This is a genomic window from Nakamurella sp. A5-74, assembly GCF_040438885.1.
Classification (GTDB): domain Bacteria; phylum Actinomycetota; class Actinomycetes; order Mycobacteriales; family Nakamurellaceae; genus Nakamurella.
This window is the reverse complement of record NZ_CP159218.1, coordinates 738,594-761,261: the sequence shown is the minus strand read 5'-3', so window position 1 is coordinate 761,261 and position 22,668 is coordinate 738,594. Positions and strand designations below refer to the sequence as shown.

Annotated in this window: 17 protein-coding genes; 12 read left to right on the top strand and 5 right to left on the bottom strand. The window is 66.5% G+C overall.

The window, feature by feature from the left end:
- Positions 1-9: 9 nt before the first annotated feature.
- The 3 genes from ABLG96_RS03390 to ABLG96_RS03380 all read left to right on the top strand — a co-directional run bounded on the left by ABLG96_RS03390 (position 10) and on the right by ABLG96_RS03380 (position 1,751).
- Positions 10-195, top strand: a complete 186-nt coding sequence (locus ABLG96_RS03390; protein ID WP_353650015.1) for a hypothetical protein — start codon at positions 10-12, stop codon at positions 193-195.
- A 117-nt stretch (positions 196-312) separates the two neighbouring features.
- Positions 313-888, top strand: a complete 576-nt coding sequence (locus ABLG96_RS03385; RefSeq protein WP_353650014.1) for a hypothetical protein — start codon at positions 313-315, stop codon at positions 886-888.
- 29 nt (positions 889-917) lie between these two features.
- Positions 918-1,751: a hypothetical protein gene (locus ABLG96_RS03380; protein ID WP_353650013.1), complete on the top strand. Its 834-nt coding sequence runs from the start codon at positions 918-920 to the stop codon at positions 1,749-1,751.
- 115 nt (positions 1,752-1,866) lie between these two features.
- Here ABLG96_RS03380 and ABLG96_RS03375 read toward each other — a convergent pair whose 3' ends face one another.
- Positions 1,867-2,679: an HAD family hydrolase gene (locus ABLG96_RS03375; protein WP_353650012.1), complete on the bottom strand. Its 813-nt coding sequence runs from the start codon at positions 2,677-2,679 to the stop codon at positions 1,867-1,869.
- 52 nt (positions 2,680-2,731) lie between these two features.
- Positions 2,732-3,994 (bottom strand): serine--tRNA ligase, encoded by a 1,263-nt coding sequence (gene serS / locus ABLG96_RS03370; protein ID WP_353650011.1) that lies wholly within the window; start codon positions 3,992-3,994, stop codon positions 2,732-2,734.
- Positions 3,995-4,162: 168 nt separating this feature from the next.
- Here serS and ABLG96_RS03365 point away from each other — a divergent pair, with 168 nt between their 5' ends.
- The gene (locus ABLG96_RS03365) at positions 4,163-4,510 is read left to right on the top strand and encodes a metallopeptidase family protein (protein ID WP_353650010.1); all 348 of its coding nucleotides are present in this window, start codon (positions 4,163-4,165) and stop codon (positions 4,508-4,510) included.
- Positions 4,511-4,547: 37 nt separating this feature from the next.
- A complete protein-coding gene (locus ABLG96_RS03360) occupies positions 4,548-5,498 on the top strand; it encodes a carbohydrate kinase (RefSeq protein WP_353650009.1) in 951 nt (316 codons plus the stop codon).
- Positions 5,499-5,813: 315 nt separating this feature from the next.
- On the opposite strand, the gene ABLG96_RS03355 is transcribed toward ABLG96_RS03360, so the two are convergent.
- Together ABLG96_RS03355 and ABLG96_RS03350 are read right to left on the bottom strand one after the other, a co-directional pair.
- Complete coding sequence (locus tag ABLG96_RS03355; RefSeq protein WP_353650008.1) at positions 5,814-8,759, bottom strand: TIM-barrel domain-containing protein; 2,946 nt, start codon at positions 8,757-8,759, stop codon at positions 5,814-5,816.
- On the bottom strand, positions 8,756-12,061 hold the full coding sequence (locus ABLG96_RS03350; RefSeq protein WP_353650007.1) for a TIM-barrel domain-containing protein: 3,306 nt from the start codon (positions 12,059-12,061) through the stop codon (positions 8,756-8,758). The genes ABLG96_RS03355 and ABLG96_RS03350 overlap by 4 nt, the downstream gene beginning before the upstream one ends.
- A gap of 755 nt (positions 12,062-12,816) precedes the next feature.
- On the opposite strand from ABLG96_RS03350, the gene ABLG96_RS03345 reads away from it, so the two are divergent.
- The 3 genes from ABLG96_RS03345 to ABLG96_RS03335 all read left to right on the top strand — a co-directional run bounded on the left by ABLG96_RS03345 (position 12,817) and on the right by ABLG96_RS03335 (position 15,894).
- Positions 12,817-14,031, top strand: coding sequence for an ROK family protein (locus ABLG96_RS03345; RefSeq protein ID WP_353650006.1), 1,215 nt, complete (start codon positions 12,817-12,819; stop codon positions 14,029-14,031).
- A 65-nt stretch (positions 14,032-14,096) separates the two neighbouring features.
- A complete protein-coding gene (locus ABLG96_RS03340; RefSeq protein WP_353651364.1) occupies positions 14,097-14,996 on the top strand; it encodes a sugar ABC transporter permease in 900 nt (299 codons plus the stop codon).
- Positions 14,997-15,138: 142 nt separating this feature from the next.
- Positions 15,139-15,894 (top strand): carbohydrate ABC transporter permease, encoded by a 756-nt coding sequence (locus tag ABLG96_RS03335; protein WP_353650005.1) that lies wholly within the window; start codon positions 15,139-15,141, stop codon positions 15,892-15,894.
- Between the two features lie 192 nt (positions 15,895-16,086).
- On the opposite strand, the gene ABLG96_RS03330 is transcribed toward ABLG96_RS03335, so the two are convergent.
- Positions 16,087-16,272, bottom strand: coding sequence for a hypothetical protein (locus ABLG96_RS03330; protein WP_353650004.1), 186 nt, complete (start codon positions 16,270-16,272; stop codon positions 16,087-16,089).
- Positions 16,273-16,297: 25 nt separating this feature from the next.
- Between ABLG96_RS03330 and ABLG96_RS03325 the strand changes: the two genes are divergently transcribed.
- The 4 genes from ABLG96_RS03325 (at position 16,298) to ABLG96_RS03310 (ending at position 22,457) form a co-directional block, all read left to right on the top strand.
- Complete coding sequence (locus ABLG96_RS03325) at positions 16,298-17,428, top strand: sugar ABC transporter substrate-binding protein (protein ID WP_353650003.1); 1,131 nt, start codon at positions 16,298-16,300, stop codon at positions 17,426-17,428.
- A 137-nt stretch (positions 17,429-17,565) separates the two neighbouring features.
- Complete coding sequence (locus ABLG96_RS03320) at positions 17,566-19,818, top strand: TIM-barrel domain-containing protein (protein ID WP_353650002.1); 2,253 nt, start codon at positions 17,566-17,568, stop codon at positions 19,816-19,818.
- The gene (locus tag ABLG96_RS03315) at positions 19,815-21,551 is read left to right on the top strand and encodes an alpha-glucosidase (protein WP_353650001.1); all 1,737 of its coding nucleotides are present in this window, start codon (positions 19,815-19,817) and stop codon (positions 21,549-21,551) included. The genes ABLG96_RS03320 and ABLG96_RS03315 overlap by 4 nt, the downstream gene beginning before the upstream one ends.
- A gap of 192 nt (positions 21,552-21,743) precedes the next feature.
- A complete protein-coding gene (locus ABLG96_RS03310; protein ID WP_353650000.1) occupies positions 21,744-22,457 on the top strand; it encodes a hypothetical protein in 714 nt (237 codons plus the stop codon).
- Positions 22,458-22,668 lie beyond the last annotated feature (211 nt).

The following is a 22,668-nucleotide window of genomic DNA, read 5'->3' as shown; positions in this document are numbered from 1 at the left end:
GGAACCGCCATGCAGATCCCGAAGGACAAGATCATCGAGATGATCAAGTCACGCGGCGACACCACCCAGGCCGACCAGGCCAACACCGAACTACCCGACCAGGTCGACACCGACCAGCACCAGAACCTGCTGGAGAAGTTCGGCATCAACCCGGGCGACCTGCTCGGCGGACTGGGCAACAAGCTCGGCTTCTGAGTCACCCGTCTGTCAGCTGGGCCCCGTAGTCGCGCGCCGCACCACGCACCCGCGCAATGGAACCGTGGTGCGGCGCGTCCCCCTTTGTTTCCCACCCACCCGATCTGAGGTCACCTGATGACTCGTACCAACACCATTTCCCGGTTGCTGCACGATGTTGGTGCCGCAGCATGGTTCGGCGGCAGCCTCGCCGGAGCGGTCGCCCTCAACGGCGCCGCCGGCGACGTGAAGAACCCGGCGGAGCGCACCCAGGTCGCGGTCAATGGCTGGGCTCGCTGGGCCCCGGTGTCTGCGGCCGCGATCGGAGCGCACCTGCTCGGCGGCCTCGGCATCATCCTGGACAACCGCGGCCGCATCCAGGGCCAACACGGCGTCACCGCAGGCACCATCGTCAAGTCCGCCGTCACCGTCGCTGCCATGGGAACCACCGCCTACAGCGGTGTCCTGGGTGCCCGGCTGGCCACCGCGAACGCAGCCCACACCGACAGCGCCACCGAACCCAGCAGCAAGACACCCGATGACGTTGCCGCCATCCAGCAGCAGCTCCGGGTCCTGCAGTGGGTCACCCCCGTCCTCACCGCCGTGGTGATCGGCATCGGCTCCCTGATGGGTGAGCAACAACGCCCCGCGCAGGTGGCCCGCGGTGCGGTCAAGAAGGTCGCCGACAAGGTCTTGGACACCGTCCGCAACTGATCCCGCTGCACCCTCAGAGAGGCTCCCTCATGTCCCACCCCGTCACCCCCAGCAGCAGCGACTCCGGTCCCGACCGTCGCGACGACGACCACGACGACCACAATCGTCTGGACCCGCCCGCCCCGGCTCGCGACCACACCGACTGGTCCGACGAGCGCACATCGGCCTCGTCCACACCGCTGGGCACCCACAGCTCGTCCACTGATCGGAACTCTTCGGCACCGACGGAAAGGGTTGCACCGCAACACATCGCAACCACCCCCATTCCCGCACCACAGCGTGTTGTGCCCGCTGAAACCGTCATCGTCCGGGAAGCCGAACCGACCGACCTGCTCACCCAGGAGAAGGCCGAGTTCGGCGGTATCAAATTCGGATCCGCCCTCCTGGGCTGGCTCACCACCGTCGGCACCATCGTCGTGTTGGCCGCAGTCCTCGCCGCGATCGCCTCCGGCATGAACCTGGACAGCAACACCTCCAGCTCAGATCTGCGAGGCGTCGGTCTGGGCGCCGCGATCGCGTTGCTGGTGGTGCTCTTCCTCGGATATCTCGCGGGCGGTTACGTCGCCGGCCGGATGGCCCGCTTCCATGGCGTACGCCAGGGTCTCGCCGTCTGGCTGTGGGGCGTCGTCATCGCCATCGCGCTGAGCATCACCGCTGCCATCGTCGGCAGCCAGAGCACCATCCTCGTGCAGGCCAATCTGCCGCAGATTCCCTTCACCTCGAGCGGATTCACCTGGCAGGCCATCCTCGCCCTCGTCGCTGTCCTGCTGGTCACCCTGCTCGGCGCAGTCCTCGGCGGACTGATGGGTATGCGGTTCCATCGCCGCATCGACCGCTTCGCCGCCACCAACACCCTCAACTGACCCCTGCCCACTCACACTCGAGGAACTCCCTTGCGCGGCCTCATCATCGGGGCTCTGTTCTCCGGGGAACGACGAGCCGGCATGCGCGGTTCAGGGGCCCGAGGTGCCGAGCAGCTCAGAACCAACGTTCGAGCACCTGGGCGACGCCGTCCTCGTCGTGGCGGCCGGCCTGATCGGTCGCCGCGGCGAGGGCCTGGGTGTGCGCACCCTCCATCGCGTACGACCGCCCGGCCCACTGCAGCATCTCGATGTCGTTGGGCATGTCGCCGAACGCGACGGCATCGGCAGGATCGATCCCCCACTCCTGCGCCAACCGGGCCACCGTGACGCCCTTGTTGACGCCGCCGGCCATCACCTCGATGAGGCCGGCGTCGGTCGAGTAGGTGATGGAGACGCCGGGTACGCCCAGCCCGGCCGCGACCGCGGCGAGTGCCGACGAGTCGTTCCCGTACCGGACCAGCATCTTGATCGCCGGCTGGGCGAGCAGCTCGCTGCGGGCCTGCACCTCGAAGGACCCTTCGTCCCACGGATGGTCGTAGTGCGCCTCCGACCAACTGTCGATCTGCTCCGTACCGAGCCGCTCCACCGCGATCGCAGCGCCGGGCACCTCGGCCGTGAACGCCTCGGTGAAGGCATTCAGCGTCTCCGCAGACAGCGGGCTCGCGGCCAGCACCTCGCCGTCGCCGACGTGGTAGACCATCGCCCCGTTCATGCAGACCGCCGTTCCGGCAAAACCGGCCTGCCGCACCGGATCCAACCACCAGACAGGACGACCGGTGGCGATCAACACCTTCGCGCCTGCCTCCTGGGCACGTCGCAACGCAGCGGCGTTGCGCGCGGAGACCAGACCGTCGCGGCCGAGCAGGGTGCCGTCCATGTCGGTGACGACCAACTTCGGGGGGACGACCAACTTCGGAGCAGAATTCACTCCCCCAGTGTCCCAGAGCCACCGGGTCGGCAGGGGCGACCCGGGATGAGCGTCACGCGACGGGTTCGAGAACGTCCATGCCGAGGAACGGCCGCAGCGCCGCCGGGACGACGACACTGCCGTCGCTCTGCTGGTGGTTCTCCAGGATGGCGACCATCCAGCGGGTGGTCGCCAGGGTGCCGTTCAGGGTCGCAGCGATCTGCGGCTTGCCGTCCTCGTCGCGGTAGCGAACGGCCAGCCGGCGGGCCTGGAAGGTGGTGCAGTTGGAGGTGGACGTGAGCTCCCGGTACGCCTGCTGGGTCGGAACCCAGGCCTCGCAGTCGAACTTGCGAGCGGCCGATGTACCCAGGTCGCCGGCGGCGACGTCGATCACCCGGTACGGGAGCTCCATGTCGTCGAGCATCTCCTTCTCGAAGTCGAGCAGCCGCCGATGCTGATCTTCGGCGTCCTCCGGCTTGCAGTAGACGAACATCTCGACCTTCTCGAACTGGTGCACCCGGATGATGCCGCGGGTGTCCTTGCCGTAGCTGCCGGCCTCCCGGCGGAAGCACGAGGACTGCCCGGCGTAGCGGACCGGGCCGTTGCTCAGGTCGATGATCTCGCCCGAATGGTAGGCAGCCATCGGCACCTCCGAGGTGCCGACGAGGTACAGATCGTCGTCCTGCAGGTGGTAGATCTCAGCGGCGTGTTCGCCGAGGAAACCGGTGCCCTCCATGGACTCCGGCTTGACGAGTACCGGCGGGACCATCGGGATGAAACCGTTCGCGATCGCGCGGCTCATCCCGAGCTGCAGCATCGCCCACTGCAGCTGGGCGCCCACCCCGCGGAGGAAATAGAACCGAGCGCCGGAAACCTTCGCGCCGCGCTCCATGTCGATCGCGCCGAGTTTCTCGCCCAGCTCCAGGTGATCCAGCGGCGGAGCGTCGAAAGTCCTTGGCTCACCCCGTGTCTCGAGCACCACGAAGTCCTGTTCACCACCGGCGGGAACACCGTCGATGATGACGTTCGGGATCGCCTTGTGCGCAGCCTGCAACGCCTGGTTGGCGGCGCTCTCCTGCGCTTCGGCGGCCTTGACGCCCACCGAGAGCTCCTTGCCGCGCTCCAGCAGTGCGGGTCGGTCCTCCTTGGGCGCCCTGCCGACCGTGCGACCGAACGCATTCTGCTCCGCGCGCAACTCGTCGGCCCTCGCGACGGCCGCGCGTCGGTCGACGTCGGCGGACAGCAACGTGTCGACGACCGAGGGGTCGGCACCGCGGGCGCGCTGCGAGGCGCGGACGGCGTCAGGGTCATCACGGAGCAGTCGCAGATCGATCACCGCTGCAGCCTAGCGAGCGACCGGCGAGCCTCGCGCCCGGAATCCGCCGCCGCCGCTCGGCCGACACACAACGGTCGAGGGTTCTGGACGTTCCGCCAGGAACCGGACGGGTACGCGGTCGGCGAACATCGGATCGCTCCGCCCGGTTCCGTCGGCATCATGGACGTCATGCCCATCGAGATGTCACGACGCGACTTCGACGAACTGGTGAGCGATGCACTGGATCTGATCCCCGCCGAGTTCACGAAGGCGATGGACAACGTGGTGGTGCTGGTGGAGGACCGCCACCCCACCCGCAGCCTCTACGGGCTCTACCACGGTGTCGCGCTGACCGCCCGGACCTCGAACTACGCCGGTATCGTCCCGGACACCATCCACATCTATCGCGAACCGATCCTGTGGCACGCGCACTCCGAGCAGGAGGCCATGGAGCAGGTCGCGAAAACCGTGATCCACGAGGTCGCCCACCACTTCGGGATCGACGACGATCGACTGGACGAGCTCGGCTGGGCCTGAACCGCGACCCCGGGTGGCCGACCATTACGGTGTGCCCATGGCCACCATCGCTGTCGTCGGTGAGATCGTCGCCGACGCCGTCCTGCCCGTCGACGGGATCAGGGATGGAGCAGCTTCGCTGACCGTCCACCCCGGCGGCGGCCCGGCCAACAGTGCTGTCGCACTCGCCCGGCTCGGGACGACAGCACGCTTCGCGGGACGGATCTCGACGGGGTCGTTGGGTCAACTGGCCCGGGAGAAACTCGAGGCGTCCGGGGTCGACCTGTCCGCCTCGCAGGACACCCATGAGCCGCAGACCCTGGCGATCGCGAAGCTCTCCGCGTCCGGGTCGGCGACCTATGAGTTCTACACGGCCGGCACCGCCGACTTCGGCTGGACCGACGAGGGTCTCGCCCCGCTGATCGACGGTCCCTTCACCGACGACGTCGCACCGGTGGCCGTCCACACCGGCACGCTGGCATTGGCCCTGCAACCGTCCGGCCTGGTGATCGAGCGACTGCTGCAGCGGGCCAGGGCATCGATGACGGTGTCCATCGACCCGAACCTGCGGACCCTGCTGATCCCGGACACGTACTACCGCGAGGTGATCGACCGCTGGGCGTCGCTCGCCGACATCGTGCGACTGAGCTGGGACGACCTCGTCGAACTGTGGCCCGATTCCAGCCCCGAGCAGGCCGCTGAGCGGTTGCACGCCCTGGGCGTCCGGCTGGTCGTCGTGTCGCTCGGCGAGGACGGTGCCTTCGCCTCGTTGCGCGGGGAGCAGGTGCGGGTGCCGATCGCCCCGACGACCCTGGTCGACACCGTGGGCGCGGGTGATTCCTTCCACGGCGGGCTGCTGCACCACCTGGCCGAGCACGGCTTCCTCGGCGGTCGACTCGAGACGCTCGGCGTCGACAACCTGCGAGAGGCGCTCGAGTTCGCCTCGCGCGTCGCGGCGATCACCGTCTCGAGGCCCGGCGCGGATCCGCCCTGGGCCCATGAGCTCTGATTGAACGAAAACGTCGTCCAGGTCGAACCGGGGTCACTGTCTTAGGTCTGGCAGCGGGGACGGCATCTCGAACATGTTGCAGAACAACACATTGGGCCTCCCCTGACATACTATCTGTTATCGGTGATGTCAACGTGACCACTTTGTGGTCAAGGCAAGCCCTGTGGATCACCGCGCCGCGCCGCGCCAATAGTTGCGCCAGGCATAGACCGTCACGATCAGCCACGGCCGACTCGTAGGTCGATGCGGTTGTTCGAGCCCAGCGGCGAGTCGTGCGCTATCACGCATGACTCACCGCTGGGCTCGGAAGGACTGCTAGAACGATGCTGTAGACGATCCGGCACTGCCAGAGGCCGGGGTTGAAAATACATTGTTCGCCCCAGGTTGATAGGCATCGACCGTGTTCGGCACGCCTGCTTCCTGCCGTTTGATGCACTTCCACTCGACCGTGGAGTTCGGCGGGAGGTTGCTGACGGTGCCGGACCAGGTCGGGTAGCTCGTCGGGCTGAGCTTGACCGCGTCGGTCGCGGACCAAGCCCCCATCGAGGTGGCACTGCCCAGCGCATAGACCGACTGTCCGGACGTCGTCGTGCCGTTCTGGCACGTGATCGACGCGCTGACGGTGGCCTGACCGGTGGTGAAGACCAGCGTCTTCGCGCTGCTGACGGCAAGCGCTCCGGTCTTGGCCACGACAAGGTTGCCGCCGGCGTTGTACCAACCGCTGGTCGCCGCGTCGAATGCCGCCTTGTTGGCGCGCTGGGTCAGGGCAACTCCGCCGAGCGTCACCGCGGACGCCTGGCTGCCGTCCGTGATCAGCTCCACCACGTTGTCCCGTGTCGTCGGAGCTCCGGAGTAGGTTCCGGACGCGGCGCCGATGGTCACGGTCCGGGTGGAGCCGCTGACCGTCTGCCCGATGGTCGTGGTGCGTTTGGCGCCGCCCTGGTACGCGGTCGTGACCCCGTCATCCTCGACCAACGGGAAGGACGACGACGTCGCGGACGGATAGATCTTCGCGCGCAACTCATTCCGGGTGGTGCCGTCCGTCCGCTTGCCGAAGACGTTCATCGTCTTGTCGTCGACGAACATGGTCGGCAGCACCGCGCCGGCCCTCGCGAACACCGGCAGCTGGAACTTGCCGTTCACGTAGGCGGGCACATTGTTGAACCACTGTCCGGTCGAGACATACTTGGCATTCGTCCGGTAGTCGAACCAGGTCCCGGTCGGCAAGTACACGTTGCGCTGCCGCTCGTTCGCCCCGGCGACGACCGCCACCAGTAGGTCCTTCCCGATCAGCTTCTCGTTGCCCATCTCCCGCACGTTCGGATCGTTCTGGTAGGCCCAGACCAACGGCGGCACGACGGGATCGCCGGTGACGGCAGCCTGCTGCGCCAACGAGTAGTAGTACGGCGTCAACTCGTACCGCTGCCGCAGGTTCGCCAGGTTGCTCGCGGTGTCACCGATCTTGTTCGGCGATGTCTGGTAGCAGTTACACAGGTTCTCCGTGTGCGGCCGCAGTGGGATGTCGAACCAGGCGGAGTTGGCGAACCACTGGGTGTACAGCTCGTTCAAGTCCGAGTTCAGCATCTCGCGCCGGAACCCTCCGACGTCGGACCCGAAGTAGTCGATGCCGGACATCGAAATCTGCATCTGCACGTTCTGCTGGGAAGCCAACGCGGTCAGCTTCGAGCCGATGTCACCGGACCACATGGCGGTGCCGAATCGCTGGATACCGCCGGCTCCCGCCCGCGCGAGGACGAACGGTCGCTGCGTCGAACCGGCCGCGGTGTATCCGGCTGCGACGCTCTTGGCCCACTCCAGGCCGTACAGGTTGTGATAATCCGCGTGCGCGTGCTTCCCGGTGAGGATGCCCTGGGTCCAGTCGTTGGCGTCGTACATCTCGGGTTCGCCGAGATCCAGCCAGTGGCCGATGATTCCGCTGTTCACCAGCGGAACCCGCTTGTTCTGGGCCCAGTAGGCACCAGCGGCGGAGTCGGTCCAATCGATCATCCCGCCTCGACCCCACCAGTCGTTGCTGGTGAGGTACACCGGGGCGCAGGTCGAGCAGCCGGCACGTACCAGGTATCCCTGGTTGGCCAGGGTGGTGTGTTCGGCGAGCGCCTTGCCGACGTAGGACTCCTCGATGGTCATGAGGCCGATGCCCTTGGTGTCGCGATAGTCGGCGATCTTCGTATTCGGGTTGGGGAAGTTCGTGGTGTCGAACTGCAGGGTGCCCATCCTGGTCGAGTCGGACCCGGCAGTGACACCGCCGAACCAGTTGACGTCCAACATGAACCCGTCGATCGGGAAGCCGTCAGTCCGCATGCTCGCGAGCAAAGTGTCGATCTCAGCCCAGTTGTCGTATCCGAACTCCGAGTCCCACAGACCGAAGGCCTTCTTCGGTGGAACCGGCGGCCGACCACTCAGTTCGAGGTAGTCACGGCGCAGATCCGGTAGGTCCGGACCACCCATCACGTACCACCGGAGTTGGTCCCCGTAGGTGTCCATGGTCCATGGATCCCCGGTGAGATTCCAGCTCTGCTTGTAGACTTGGTCGACGAACATCGCATAGTTGGCGCTGTTCGCACCCACGGCGTAGAGCACTGGGATCTGGGTGTTGGCCACCGGCCCGTTGTCGGCGTCGTAGAGCATCGCGTTGCCGAAGCTCCCGGCGGACGAGCGGGTTCGGCCGTCCCAGTCGCCGTCGGCGCTGCCTCCGGTGAAGAACTGCTCACCGAGTCCGTAGGCGTTCTGCATCGAGCTCTTGGTGAACGACAAGCCCTTCCAGGCAGCACCGAGATTGCGGGGACAGACCGTCTGCAGCACCAGCACCGGGTTCCTGGTCAGGTCCGAGACGGTTGCGCAGAGCGTCGAGGTGTCGACCGCTACCCGCAGTCCTGCGGAGCTCACAGTGTTGCCGGACTGGGAGAACGTGCTGGGCCCGCTGTAGTTGGTCTTCGCGATCTGGTCGGTGACCGGGATCGCGGTCCCGGCGCCGGGTGGGGTGCCCGCTCCCATCTCGAAGTGCACCAGGTCGTCGTCGAGGAACTCGACCACCAGATAGCCGGGCGCGCCGGTGAACTGCACGCGCTGGACGGCAGCGTGGGCGGCCGGGGCCACGACCACGGTCAGCGCGGTGGCGGCCAGGACGGGCACGGCGACGCGGCTCAGCGCCCGGGCGAGTTGCCGCCGGCGGCGGGTCAGCGGCGCGGCGGGTATCCGCAGCGCCGAAGTGTGGAGATCAGTTCTGCTGCTCCGGTTCATGGACGTGCCACCACCATCGAGTCGAGGTTGATCGCGCCGGCGTTCGCCGACTCGTAGGCCAGCCGCACGGTGCGACGACCGGCGGTCAGCGAGGCGGTCAGGGTGGCCGTCCCCCAGGTGTCCCAGTTCGCCAGGGCCGGCAACGACACCGTGCCGACACTGGTTCCGTCGACCCGCACGGTGCGGGTGGCCGTCGATCCTGATCCGTTGGCGTACCTGAACTTCAGTACGTGCGAGCCGGTCGCGGCGACGTTGACGTCGAAGTCGAGCTGATCGCCGACCGCGTCGAAGCCGTCGACGAACCCGGTCCCGGTGTACCCGGGGTGGTTGGTGTTCGTCGAGACCCCGGTCTGGATGGAGAACTCGGCTTCGTACGCCGACTTGTCGACCCCCGACAGCACGATCGAACGGGTGGCGGCCGCCGAGGCCACCTTGACGAACGTGAACTGCCCCACCGAATCCCAGTACCAACCCTCGGCGTTCGAGATGAGGGCGGCGAGCGAACTGCGGGCGGTCAGCGCCGTGCCACCCCTGGTCACCCCGCTGGGCTGGGTGGTCGTCACCTGCAGCGTGCTGGTCGTGGTCAGCGCCGGCAGCGAGACCGTCACCTGGTGGCCGGCCCAGTTCTCGGTGACGGTGATCGTCCGCGAGAGAGCTGGTGCGTCGTCGAAGTAGGCATAGCTGGACGTCCCCGACGGATAGATCCGGAACACCAGGTTGGTGTACGAGGTGACGCTGTTGCCGATCGAACCACCGAGTTCGTAGTTCGCATTTAGGTTCAACGGGATGATGGCGCCGGCGCTCGCGTACACCGGGATCCGATCGGTGCCGGCGTAGTACGACTTGACGCCGGGTCCTGATGCCTTGCCGCCGAAGAAGAAGTCGTACCACTCGCCCGTCGGCAGCTGCACGGCCTTGGTGGTGGCGCCGGCGGCGACGATCGGCGAGACGAGCAACTGCCGGCCGCACATCCACTGGGTCTCCAGCGCCGCTGCGGTGGTGTCGGCGGGGAACGCGATCGACATGGCTTGCATCATCGGCAGGCCGCTGTCGGCAGCCTTCTTCGCCTCGGTGTAGAGGTACGGGATCAGGTTCATCCGCACGTTGGCGAACTTGCGGAAGGTCGGCACGACCGTGGTGTCGCCCGAGCGGGACTGTACGTTCCACGGGGTCCGCGCCTCGGACGGCGACGGGTTCGACTTCTCGGAGTGGTACTGCATGATCGGCATGAACGTGGAGGCCGAAGCTGACCGCAGGTATAGCTCGCTGCTCGGGAAGCTGCCGGTGAAGCCGGCCATGTCCCAGGTCCAGAACGGCACCCCGGAAGCGCCCGCCGACAAGCCGGCCCTGATCGCGTCCTGGAAGGCGGCGAAGGTCGACGCCTGGTCGCCGGCCCAGAAGATCGAGTTCGCCTGGCAGCCGGCGGTACCGGCACGGGAGAACAGCACGCCCTGGCTGGAGGTGCCGCTCGCGACGGCAGCGGCATAGACCCGGGTGTATTCGTTCGGATACGCGTTGTGCATCTCGTCGCCCTTGCGTCCGTCGGCGAAGGTGAGCCCGCGTCCCATCACCGCCTCGCTGCCGTCGGTCTTCATCCCGTCGATCCCGACATCACTGAACAGGTACTGCCGCTTGGACATCCACCACGCCGTTGCAGCGGTGCTGGTGAAATCGGGCATCAGGCTGTCGCCGAACCACTGCCCACTGGGGATCTTGTACTGACCGCCGGCACCGTCGCCGATCAGGTAGCCCTGGGCGGCCGCGTAGGAGCGGTCGTTGAGGTGCTGCTGCGGGGCGGTCGCCGGGTTGGTGTCGAAGTTCGTCTTCAGCACAGGGATCTGCCACAGCACCACCTTGACGTTCTGGTTGTGGGCAGCGGTCACCATGGCCTTGGGGTCCGACCACTCGCCGCCGGCGGGGAACGTCAGGTCTGCGTAGGTCAGGGCGGCGCTGCCGGCCTTGGGGGTGTAGGTGGCGCCGTGCCACAGGTAGAAGGTTGCCTCGTCGCTCCACTGCTCCAGCACCAGCACGCTGTGCGGGATGTCGTAGCTGGTGACGTTGGCCAGTTGGGCCTGCACCTCGGACTGGGTGTTCCACTCGTTGGCCGACATCCAGAGTCCGAACGCCCACTTCGGCGGCAGCTTCGGCCGGGCGGTGAGTGAGGTGTAGGTGTCGAGGATCTGGCTGCGGGTACCGGTGATGAAGTAGTAGTCGACGGTGGCGTTCGCTGCGCCAGAGGCGTCGACGGTGAAGCCCGCCATGTCCGACAGGTGCGTTCCGAGGTTGAACACCGAGTACCGGTTGCTGGGGACGTAGATCGCGTAGCCGGCGGAGTTCGTCATGAACGGGACGGACAGGTAGGTCCGGTGGGTAGTGCCCTGGTCCTGGTACTGGTTGTAGCTGTAGTGGTCGACGTCCTTCCCGCGCTGGTCGAGCGAGTCGTACCGCTCCCCCAAACCCTCCAGCCGCTGGCCGACGGGGATCTGCCAGTGGTCTTCGATCTTGCGGATGGTGGTCCCGGCGTCGGTGGCCCACCCGGTGTTGCGGAACACCGAAGGGTCGTACTGCCGTGCGATCAACGTCGTGCCGTCGGCCTGGAACACCGACACCCGATACGGGCTCTTCTGGATCCGGACCTGAATGGCGCTGGTGGTCAGTTGGAGGGTGGACGCCGAATTGGTAACGGAGTACGGAGTTGACCCCGAAATGCTGAGACCCGTTCCAGCGGGGGCGATCTGCGTCCGGAACGTGCCTGCAGAGGTGAAGGTAAAGCGGATCTTCGGGCTGAGCGCACCGGCGCTGTCCGTGACAGCGACGTCCACTGACGAGCCGTTGTCGACGTAGGAGGACACGACCGCCGCCTGGGACCAGTCGGTCACCTTGAAGCTGTAGGGCCCCGTGGTCTTGGTGCCGCCGCCGTCGACGTCGGCATTGACGGAGTAGCTGATCGCATCACCCTTGGCAAAGCTGCCGAGGCTGACCGTCCAATAGGAATTGCCGCCGGAGTTGTAGTCGAAACCCGCACCGACCGGGGTCTGCGCGATCCCGTTCTTGGTCCAGGTGATCCATACGGTCTGACCTGTGGAGATCGGCCACGTGGTCGCGTGCATCTGCACCGTCTGGCTGACCATCGGATCGCGCGGAGCGCGCTCTGTCGGCGTCGTGGCGTAGAGCTCGTCGTTGCCGGTCGGCCCGTGGAACACGCCCGTGAGGGTGCCTGCCTGCGCCACCCCCTGCCCGAGCAGAGACAGCGGAACGGCACCCAATACCCCGAGCACCAAGGTGCGGCGGGAGAACTGCACGGATGGGTTCGCAGGAGGACTTGGCGTTGACTTGGTCATGGTGCTCCATTCGCGATGAGCTCGCAGATGAGGGACGGGAGGATTGTTGGCGATCCGGATACCGCGGTGGCGCACGAAGGAATTCGAAGGCTGCGCACCGTGTGCGCTGATCGGATCGGGACTTCGGGTGTCGTTAATGCGGCGGAGTGACATTCCGTGGGATGCGTTGGGGTTCAGCCGCATGCGCCCCCGAGTGGTCGTCGACGCAGATCACGATCAGGTCGAGGACGATGTCCGCCCCGAGAGCGCTTCGCTGCGTGGCCGCGCCGGCACTGCGACGGGTGGCCGCGGTGGCCTCGCAGGCGGTCTGCGGTGGAAAAGCTGCGGAACGGAACCACGACAGCGTCGCGGTCAGGGCCTCGTCCGAGGTGTCCCGCATCGAGCGCGGCAGAATCGGCTGCCCGGGCTGCGACTCCGGACTCCCGCGAGCGCGGTAGCGACAGCCGACGGCGGAGGTCGAGTGTGCGCGTACGCGGAGTGCCGATTGCCGTTTCGGGCACGCTTCACGATCCGCACCTCCTTCCGCTTCGTTGCGAACTGACGTCGACACTTTCTTCAGTACTAAACAAAGTGTGACCCTCCGATCCTATGACCACAAACGCCTGTCCTGCAACAGATTGCGCTCGCCGATCTGCAACTCCTCGAGAGGTTGACAGGTACTTGGTTCACTGCTTAGCTCACCACTAAATTAAGTGCACGAAAGGGAAGAGGTCACGGTGGCGACGACGACGAGGTCGGTGGACAAGGGTGGTTCGACCCCATCCGCGTTGCTCGGCGTGCTGGCCAGCCGGGGTCCCGCGTCCCGGGCCGAGCTCGCGCGGACGCTGGACGTCAGCTCGGCCACCGTCACCCAGCTGACGAAAGACCTCTTGCGGGCGGGCATCATCAAGGAGCTGGCCACCGTCCCCTCGGACGGGGGGCGACCCGCCCGGCTGCTCGGTCTCGCACACTCCCCCGGGAACGCCATCGGGGTGAAGGTCACCGCAGACCATGTGGCGTTGGTCGAGGTGAACGCAGACCTCGCCATCGAGCGCAGCACCCGACTGCCGTTCGACCCGATGCGCGCGGATGCTGTCGACCAGCTCGTCCGGCTCGTCGAGGGCGAGGTGGCCGGCGTCGAGCACCTGTTGGGGGTCGGCGTCGGCGTGCCCGGTTCCGTCGACGCCCAGGACTCCGGCATCGTCGACGCGCACACCCTGGGATGGAGCGGAGCAACCCTGGGAGCACAGCTGCGCTCCCGGTTGCAGGTCCCAGTTCTGGTGGAGAACGACGTCAACACGCTCGCGGTCGCCGATCGGTTGTTCGGCGTCGGACGCAACCACCGCGACTACCTGATCGTGACCATCGGCAGGGGGATCGGCCTGGCGATGATCGTGGACGGCAACGTGTATCGCGGTTCGTCGGGCGGGGTGGGCGAGATCGGCCACATCTGTGTGATCCCGGACGGACCCGTGTGCAGCTGCGGTCTGCGCGGCTGCTTGGAAGCCGTCATTGGCGACCAGGCCTTGATCGATGCCGGTGTGGCAGAGGGAATCCTCCCCGTGGGCTCCGAACCGGCCGCGCTGCTGCGCGCCGCCGACGAGGGATCGACTGCGGCCCAACAAATTTACTCCGGCGCCGGCGATGTGCTCGGCAGGACCCTCGCGGGGATCGTGCATCTGGTCAACCCCGAGGTGGTGGTCATCCTCGGTGAGGGAGTTGCCGGCTGGGCGCACTGGTCGGACGGTTTCGCCGACTCCTTCCGCCGACACCTCATCCCCGCGCGTCGGCACGTCGGATTCCAGACCGTCGTCTGGGACGAGGACACCTGGGCCCTCGGGGCAGCGTCACTCATCCTCGCGTCACCTTTCGACGCACACGGTGTCGCCGGAACCCAGGGCAAACTCGTGCGGGAGCGGCTGCACGCCCACGCATCTCGGAGCTCCGGATGAGTGCCACCGTGTCCGCCGCGGCCACCACACCGGCCACCGGACCGAGCCCGATCGCCGGAGTACCGATGCGCACCGCCGGCTCCGGGACGACCGCGCGCCGGCGCACCCCGCTGCGCTGGGTGCTGTTGTTCCTGCTGCCCAGCGCGATCCCACTGATCGTCTTCACGTTCGTGCCGATGCTCGGCTCACTATGGATCAGCTTCCACAAATGGAACCTGATCTCCGACATGAAGTGGGTCGGGTTCGACAACTATGCAAAGCTGCTGGGCGATCCGAATACCGGCGAGGTCTTCCTGCACACCGCCGTCTACATCCTCGGGTACCTGCCGCTGGTCTACGTCGGCGGCCTGGCCCTAGCTCTGGCACTCAACACCAAACTCGCCGGACGCTCCTTCTTCCGGGCGGCGGTGTTCCTCCCGGTGGTGACCAGCTGGGTGGTGGTCGCGCTGGTCTGGCAGTGGCTGCTCAACCCGGCGAACGGTCTGGTCAACAAGATCCTCGGTGGCCTCGGCCTCGGCCAGCCCGGCTGGTGGACCGATCCCGACTGGGCACTGCCCTCGGTCATCCTGGCGTCCGCCTGGAAGGACCTCGGCTTCGTGATGGTGATCCTGCTGGCCGGCCTGCAGGCCATCCCTGGCGATCTGTACGAGGCGGCCACCGTCGACGGCGCCACCGGGTGGCAGCGGTTCCGACGGATCACCCTGCCGCTGCTGTCGCCGTCCACCTTCTTCGTCGTCGTGATCTCGCTGATCAACGGGTTCCAGGTGTTCGACCAGGTCTTCGTCATGACGGGTGGCGGGCCCCAGGGCTCCAGTCAGGTGGTCGTCGGCCAGATCTACAACCTGACGTTCCGCTACGGCAGAGCAGGTGAGGCTTCCGCACTGTCCTGGATCCTGTTCGTCGTCATCCTGCTGATCACCGTCGTCCAACTCCGCGGACAGAAACGGTGGGTCAACAATGTCTGACACTGCGGTGCTGCCAACATCTCTCGGTCCCGATCACCCTCCCCGTACCGATCGGATCACGATCGCGCCGGAGGGACCGTCGACCGGACGTCGAGTCGGGCGCGTCGCCTGGTACCTCGTCATGGTGACGTGCTGTTTCGCGATGCTTTTTCCGTTCCTGTGGACTTTCGTCACCTCGATCACCCCGGACGGCAACCTGTCCGAGGGCCCGTCGCTCCTGGTCCGGAACCCCACGCTGGACTCCTACCGCACCCTGTTCGAAGCGCTGCCAATGCTGCGCATCATCCTCAACTCGCTGTGGATCGCGGTGATCACCACCCTGGTGCAGCTGGTGACCGGCTCGATGGCCGCCTACGCCTTCGCCCGGCTCGACTTCCGCGGCAAGTCAGTCGTGTTCGCGCTGTACCTCGCCACCCTGATGGTCCCCTTGCAGGTGCTCGTCGTCCCGTTGTTCATCGAGATGCGGGAGTTCAAGCTGCAGGACACCTACTTCGCCCTGCTGGCGCCGTCGTTCGCGTCGGTCTTCGGGATCTTCCTGGTGAAGCAGGCCATCGAGAGCGTGCCGCGGGAGCTGGACGAGGCCGCGACCATCGACGGGGCCGGTCACTTCCGGATCTTCGCCACCATCATCATCCCGCTCGTCCGCCCGGCGCTGGCGACCCTGGCCGTCTTCGCCTTCATGGCCAGTTGGAACTCCTTCCTCTGGCCGCTGGTGGTGATCCGGTCGCCGGAGCTGATGACGCTGCCGCTGGGTCTTTCGACCCTGCACGGGCAGTTCACCACCGAATGGAACGTCGTGATGGCCGGCTCGGTGGTCTCGATCATCCCCATCGCGATCATCTACCTGCTCGCCCAGAGACACATCGTCGACGGCATCGCCCACACCGGAATCAAATGAGCGACCACGCTTTTCGGCACCCAGCACGTCCTGGCACCAGCACGTCCCGCACTGCGCACCGTCCCGCCTGTCACCCCGATCCATCCTCGAAAGGACAATGATGTCTTCCTCCCTCTCCTCCGTCGCACGTCGACGCCGACTAGCTGCCGGCGCGATCGGCATCGCCGGCGCGTTGGTCCTGACCGCCTGCGGTCAGGGCTCTGCCACCGCACCGCAGACCACCGCGGCGACCACCGCTCCGCCCGCCGCCAGCACCCCGGCGTCGTCACCGGAGTCCAGCTCCGCACCCGCGACGGCCTCCGAGGACCCGTCGTCCGCGCCATCGAGCGCGGCTTCGACGTCCGCGTCCTCCTCCGCCACCGGGGGTTCGACGGACACGTCGGTCACCGGCACGGTCAGCTATATGAACTTCTCCGCCAACGGTGGGCACGAGGCCGACATCAAGGCGATCGCCGATGCGTTCATGAAGCAGTACCCGAACGTCAAGGTGTCGCTCGAGACCGTCCCGTACGACGACTACTTCACCAAGCTGCAAACCGCGGTCGCCGGCGGGACCGCGACCGACACGTTCGAGTTGAACTACGAGAACTTCGTGACCTATTCGGAGAGCGGCGCGCTCGCCGAGCTCTCGGATGTCGACAAGTCGCAGTACCGGACCAGCCTGGTGGACGCGTTCGCCGCCGATGGCAAACAGTACGGCCTGCCCGAGTCGTTCTCCGACGTTGTGCTGTTCTACAACAAGACCCTGTTCGACAAGGCCAAGATCGCGGTGCCGACGGATGCGTGGACCTGGGCTGACGAGCAGACGGCTGCCGAGAAGTTGACCGACAAGGCAACCGGGGTCTGGGGCGACTACCAGCCCATCTCCTACAACGAGTTCTACAAGGCACTGGCGCAGACCGGCGGCACGTTCTTCAACGACGACAAGACCGAAGCGACGTTCGCCTCCGCCGAGGGTGTCAAGGCTGCCAACTGGCTGATCGGCAAGTCCGGCAAGACGATGCCGACCGAGGCGGACGGAGCCGGTACTCCCGACTTCGATTCCAACCTGTTCAAGTCGGGCAAGCTGGCGATGTGGCACACCGGCATCTGGATGTTCTCCGCCATGAAGGACGTGCCCTTCGACTGGGACATCGTCGTGGAACCGGGCGACACCACCAAGGCTTCCGCGATGTTCACCAACGCCGCCGTCGTCAACGCAAAGAGCAAGAACGCCGCTGCTGCCCAGAAGTGGATCGAGTTCCTGACCTCGTCCGAGACGATGGTGAAGGCCCGGTTGGCGAGCAGCTGGGAACTGCCGCCCACCGCGGACGACAGCGCGCTGACCCCGTACCTGTCGGCCGGCAAGCCGGAGAACCGCAAGGCCGTCTTCGACTCGCTGGAGAAGGCCGTGCTGCCGCCCGTCATCGCCTCGCAGCAGGAGATGCAGGACACCGTGAACGACGCCCTAACCGGCGCGGCCGCCGGCCGCACCGAGGTCGAGAAGGCGCTCACGGATGCGCAGGAGACCGTCACCGGACTGATCGGCAACTGACACAGGGAACCGCTCTGCTACAACGGTTCCGGTCGGTGCGGCACGTTGGATGCCGCACCGGCCGGAACCCGGCCGTTCGCTCGTACACCACCTCGCTATGCAGAAACCGACCACACCAGCACCAGGAGTAGTCCACTGTGATCCGGCATCGTCCACTCGGCTCCGAGCACCCGTACGCCACCACGGCCGACCAACGCATTCCGGTCCAGCCCGAGGTCGGGCAGGCGGTCGTGCTCGGCGTCCGCATGGCCGCGACGGTGACCTCCGTCCGCTGCGAGTACCTCGCGATCAGCTCCGCCGGCGAACAGTCGCACACCCTCGAGCTCCGTCCGGCCGAGCTGACCGAACAGGACAGAGCGGCCGCAGCAGGCGGCGAGGGCCATCTCGCGGCCGCGCAGGCCCGTGGCGCCGTCGGCAGTGGGCACTGGTCGGTCGAGTTGCCGCCGGCGGCCGCCGACACCGAGTACCGCTACCGCTTCGTTGCCGAGAGTGCTTCCGGCCTCCGGCGCAGCCGGTGGTGCTACTTCCGGGCAGCTGTCTGGACCTCGGATGCCGTAGCGGCGCTGCAGGTCCCCACCGACCGCCTGGTTCCCGACAGCGTCAGCTGGCGGATGATCGGCGATCGACCGGATCGCGTCCGGTTCTCTCTCCGGCTGCAGCCGGCGGAGCACGTCGTCGGATTCGGTGAGCGTTTCGACCGGGTCGATCAGCGAGGACACATCCTTGACTCCGTGGTGTTCGAGCAGTACAAGAAGCAGGGCGCGCACGGTCGCACCTATCTGCCGATGCCCTTCGCCCACGTCGTCGGCGGTGAGGACGGGTCGGGCTGGGCCTTCCACGTCCGCACCAGCCGACGCACCTGGTACGACGTCGCCGCCGCCCGCCCCGATGTCCTGGTCATCGAAGCGGCCCTGGGCGCCGACGAACCCGATCTGGACGTCGGGATCTACACCGGCTCCCCCACCGAGACCCTCGCAGCCTTCACCGCCGAGGTGGGGCGGGCGCAGGAACTGCCGTCATGGGTGTTCAAGCTCTGGGCTTCCGGCAACGAGTGGAACACCCAGGACCTGGTGATGGACCGGATGGACCATCACCGCGACCTGGACATCCCGCTCGGCGCCGTGGTCATCGAGGCGTGGAGCGACGAGGAAGGCATCACCATCTTCCGGGACGCCCGCTACGCCGTGAACGAGGACGGGACCGCCCATGCAGCAGGCGATTTCAGCTATCCGGAGGACGGCGCGTGGCCGGATCCGCACGGCATGATCGCCGAGCTGCACCGCCGGGGAGTCAAGGTGATTCTCTGGCAGATCCCCCTGCAGAAGATGCGACCACATCCCCGTGGCCAGGCCAGGGCCGATGCCGATGCGATGATCGCCGGCGACCTGGTGGTCCGCGAACAGGACGGCCGTCCGTACCGCAACCGTGGCTGGTGGTTCCCACAGGCGCTGATGCCCGACCTGTCGGTGCAGCGGGGCCGTGACTGGTGGACCGAGAAGCGCCGCTACCTGGTCAAGGATCTCGACGTCGACGGATTCAAGACCGACGGCGGGGAGCACGCCTGGGGCGGCGACCTGCGGTACGGCGACGGCCGCCGCGGCGACGACGGCAACAACCTGTTCCCGGTCCACTACGCCCGGGCCTTCGGCGACCTGCTGCGCTCCGAGGGCAAGGCACCGGTCACCTTCTCCCGCGCGGGCTTCACCGGCTCCCAGGCCCACGGGATCTTCTGGGCCGGCGACGAGGACTCGACCTGGGAGGCGTTCCGCTCCTCCGTCACCGCCGGCATCACCGCGTCGGCCTGCGGAATCCTTTACTGGGGTTGGGATCTGGGCGGCTTCTCGGGCCCGGTCCCGGAGTCCGAGCTGTACCTGCGGGCGGCGGGTGCGTCGGTGTTCATGCCGATCATGCAGTACCACTCCGAGTTCAACCACCATCGCAAGCCGCTGCGGGACCGCACTCCCTGGTATGTGGCGGACACGAACGACGACCAGTCCGTCGTCCGCGTCTTCCGGTCGTTCGCCCGACTCCGCGAAGCACTGGTGCCGTACCTGACCGCCCAGGCCGCGATCAGTGTTAAGTCCGGTGCCCCGCTGATGCGGGCGTTGTTCTTCGATGACCCGCACGACGAGCGGATCTGGGAGCACGCCGATCACTTCATGCTCGGCGAGAGCCTGCTGGTCCATCCAATCACCGAACCTGGCGCGACCGCCTGGGACACCTACCTCCCCGGCGGGGACTGGGTGCACGTGTTCTCCGGCGAGGCCGTCACCGGAGGATCGGTGGACCGACGGGAGTACTCGCTGGACCAGGTCCCCGTCTACTGCCGGGCCGCTGACTGGGACGCGCTGGCTCCCGCGTTCACGTCCGTCGTCGCGGGTGCGCGATGACCGCCGGGTTGGACCTCGACCGGTCGACCGCGACGGCAGCTCCGGAGCAGCCGTGGTGGCGGTCCGCGGTGGTCTACCAAGTGTATCCGCGCAGCTTCGCCGACTCCGACGGCGACGGCATCGGTGATCTGCGCGGCGTCGTCTCCAAGCTGGATCACCTGCAGCACCTGGGGATCGACGTCATCTGGCTGTCGCCGTTCTACCCCTCCCCCCAGGTCGACAACGGGTACGACGTCAGCGACTACACCGCCGTCGACCCGCTCTTCGGCTCGCTGGCCGATTTCGACGAGTTGTTGACCCAGGCCCACGCGCGCGGCGTCAGGGTGGTCATCGATGTGGTGCCCAACCACACGTCCGACCAGCACGCCTGGTTCGCCGACTCCCGGTCGTCACGGACGGCCGCCCAGCGTGACTGGTACGTCTGGCGACCACCCCGCGACGGCATGGTCGGCGGCGAACCCGGCGCCGAACCGAACAACTGGGCATCCTTCTTCTCCGGCTCGGCCTGGCAGTGGGACGAGCCCAGCGGCGAGTACTACCTGCATCTCTTCGCCGCCGAGCAGCCGGACCTCAACTGGGAGAACCCCGCTGTGCGGTCGGCCATGGCCGACGTACTGCGCTGGTGGATCGATCGCGGTGTCGACGGGTTCCGCTTCGACGTGCTCAACCTGATCTCGAAGGTCCCCGGCCTGCCCGACGGCGCACCGATCCCAGGAACTCCCTGGGGTGATGGCACCTTGTACTACACCAGCGGCCCGCGGGTCCACGAATTCGTCGCCGAACTCACCGCGGTGATCCGGCGATCGACTCCCGAGGTGCTGATGACGGTCGGCGAGATGCCCGGGGTGTCCGTGACGGACGGCGTGCTGTTCACCGACCCCGATCGCCGGGAGGTCGACATGGTCTTCCAGTTCGACCACGTCGACCTCGACCGCGGAGTGACGAAGTTCGACGTGCGTCCCTTCGATCTCGTTGCGCTGAAACGGGTCTTCGCACGGTGGCAGGACGGTCTGGGTGATCGCGGCTGGAACAGTCAGTACTGGAGCAACCACGATCAACCACGCGCTGTTTCACGCTTCGGGAATGACGGTGAGTATCGCCGCGAGGCCGCGACGCTGCTGGGTACCGTCCTGCACCTGCACCGGGGTACGCCGTTCGTGTACCAGGGCGAAGAACTTGGGATGACGAACACCGAACTACGAGGACGCGGCGACCTGGTCGACATCGAGTCGCTCAATGCTCTCGACGAAGCGATCGCCGGTGGCGGGGATGTAGACGCGGTCATGCGCGGGATCCGAGCGGCTGGGCGGGACAACGCCCGCACCCCGATGCAGTGGACCGCTGGTCACCAGGCGGGTTTCTCCACCGGAAAACCCTGGCTCGCAGTCAACCCCAACTTCACCGAGATCAACGCGAAGGCCCAGTACGGTGATTCGGAATCGGTGTTCGAGTACTACCGGCGGCTCATCGAACTGCGCCACACCGAGCCGACCGTGGTGCAAGGCGACTACACCCAACTGCTCCCCGAGCATCCCCGGTTGTATGCGTATCTCCGGGCGACAGACACCCAAGAGCTGTTAGTCCTGGCCAACTTCAGCGCGGACGAGCTGGGGCTCACCGCCACGTTTTCCCACTGGGCCAGCAGCTCTGTTCTCATCGCCAACCACCCCGTGTCCGAGCCGCTGACTATGCTCGGACCCTGGCAGGTACGAGTACTGCGACGATCACTCTGATCTTACGTCCGCTCCGATGGAGAAGTGGTGTGCAGCAGCCTGTTTCAGTCCCTACTGGCACCCCTGCGTATCGCGGTTGGACGTATTCCTTGCTGCATGGGTGTGAGGCGAGGTCTGACCGTCCGGTCGAACGCCGTCGAGTGTGACCGCTCAATACTGCTGACTGTCGGCGAGTGTCGCCCGGGACCTGCGATGATGGTCTCCATGGACCGCCTCTCAGCCACTGAGTCAGAGCAGGCGGTCGAGTGGTTGAGGCAGACGGGCCAGACCTCTGGGTTCATGACCGGATTCAATCCCGGTGGTTGGCCGGCGCAGGTATGGCTGTTGCACGCGATGTATCAGAACGCAGCGCTGATCGGCCCGCAAACACACCACGATGCTCGCCGTTCGGTCATCGACCGTGGCGCTGTCGAACCGCTCATGATCGGTGGTGTCGACCTGGATGCTGCAAGCACCGTCAGCGGGGTCCCACTCGGGTACGTGGCGAGGCCAAATGAACCCTGGATAAGGCTGCGGTGGAGCGAGTATCTCGATCAGATTGGTGGTTCGCTTCAATCGCCCCATGATGTTCCACCGAGCATTCGTTGGTTCCCGCGCGGATCGTGGGCGCAGTCAGTCTCGCCGCCGCCAGAGGGTTCGCTCGACGAGGTCACTTGGTACACGCTCATCGACGTCCTGTCGGAGGCAAGCCCTTTGGGACAGCAGTGCTTCGCCTTCTACGGAAGCTTGCCGAGCCGGGATTTCGAAGCAGTTGAGGTATGGCGGGGTTCAGTCGGGTCTCTGGCTACCTTCATTGATTCCAGCCTGCACGACTTCACTCCGACGAACGTCTGGGCCGCTGATAGGGGTTCGTCTATTCCGATTACGACCTCCTTGCGACCAAGATCAGCGGCCCACACCTCTTAATCGATCAATTGCTGAGCCGGTCCGAGGTCGAACCACTATTCTGGGACGATTCCAGCTGAGTATCGATCTTGGCTCTGGCGTTGTCAATACAACCGCATGCAGCCACGGCGCCGAGCGCACCAACGTGACCCGACCCGCAGCGTCAACCGCCATGATCAGCTCCCAACAAGACGTTCCATCAGATGAACCAATGTTGCACCCGATGCACCGT

Excerpts from the sequence above, each read along its gene's own strand:
- ABLG96_RS03390 (WP_353650015.1), top strand. The coding sequence starts at position 10 with ATGCAGATCCCGAAGGACAAGATCATCGAGATGATCAAGTCACGCGGC.
- ABLG96_RS03385 (WP_353650014.1), top strand. The coding sequence starts at position 313 with ATGACTCGTACCAACACCATTTCCCGGTTGCTGCACGATGTTGGTGCC.
- ABLG96_RS03380 (WP_353650013.1), top strand. The coding sequence starts at position 918 with ATGTCCCACCCCGTCACCCCCAGCAGCAGCGACTCCGGTCCCGACCGT.
- ABLG96_RS03365 (WP_353650010.1), top strand. The coding sequence starts at position 4,163 with ATGCCCATCGAGATGTCACGACGCGACTTCGACGAACTGGTGAGCGAT.
- ABLG96_RS03360 (WP_353650009.1), top strand. The coding sequence starts at position 4,548 with ATGGCCACCATCGCTGTCGTCGGTGAGATCGTCGCCGACGCCGTCCTG.
- ABLG96_RS03355 (WP_353650008.1), bottom strand. The coding sequence starts at position 8,759 with ATGAACCGGAGCAGCAGAACTGATCTCCACACTTCGGCGCTGCGGATA.
- ABLG96_RS03340 (WP_353651364.1), top strand. The coding sequence starts at position 14,097 with ATGCGCACCGCCGGCTCCGGGACGACCGCGCGCCGGCGCACCCCGCTG.
- ABLG96_RS03335 (WP_353650005.1), top strand. The coding sequence starts at position 15,139 with ATGCTTTTTCCGTTCCTGTGGACTTTCGTCACCTCGATCACCCCGGAC.
- ABLG96_RS03325 (WP_353650003.1), top strand. The coding sequence starts at position 16,298 with ATGAACTTCTCCGCCAACGGTGGGCACGAGGCCGACATCAAGGCGATC.
- ABLG96_RS03315 (WP_353650001.1), top strand. The coding sequence starts at position 19,815 with ATGACCGCCGGGTTGGACCTCGACCGGTCGACCGCGACGGCAGCTCCG.
- ABLG96_RS03310 (WP_353650000.1), top strand. The coding sequence starts at position 21,744 with ATGATGGTCTCCATGGACCGCCTCTCAGCCACTGAGTCAGAGCAGGCG.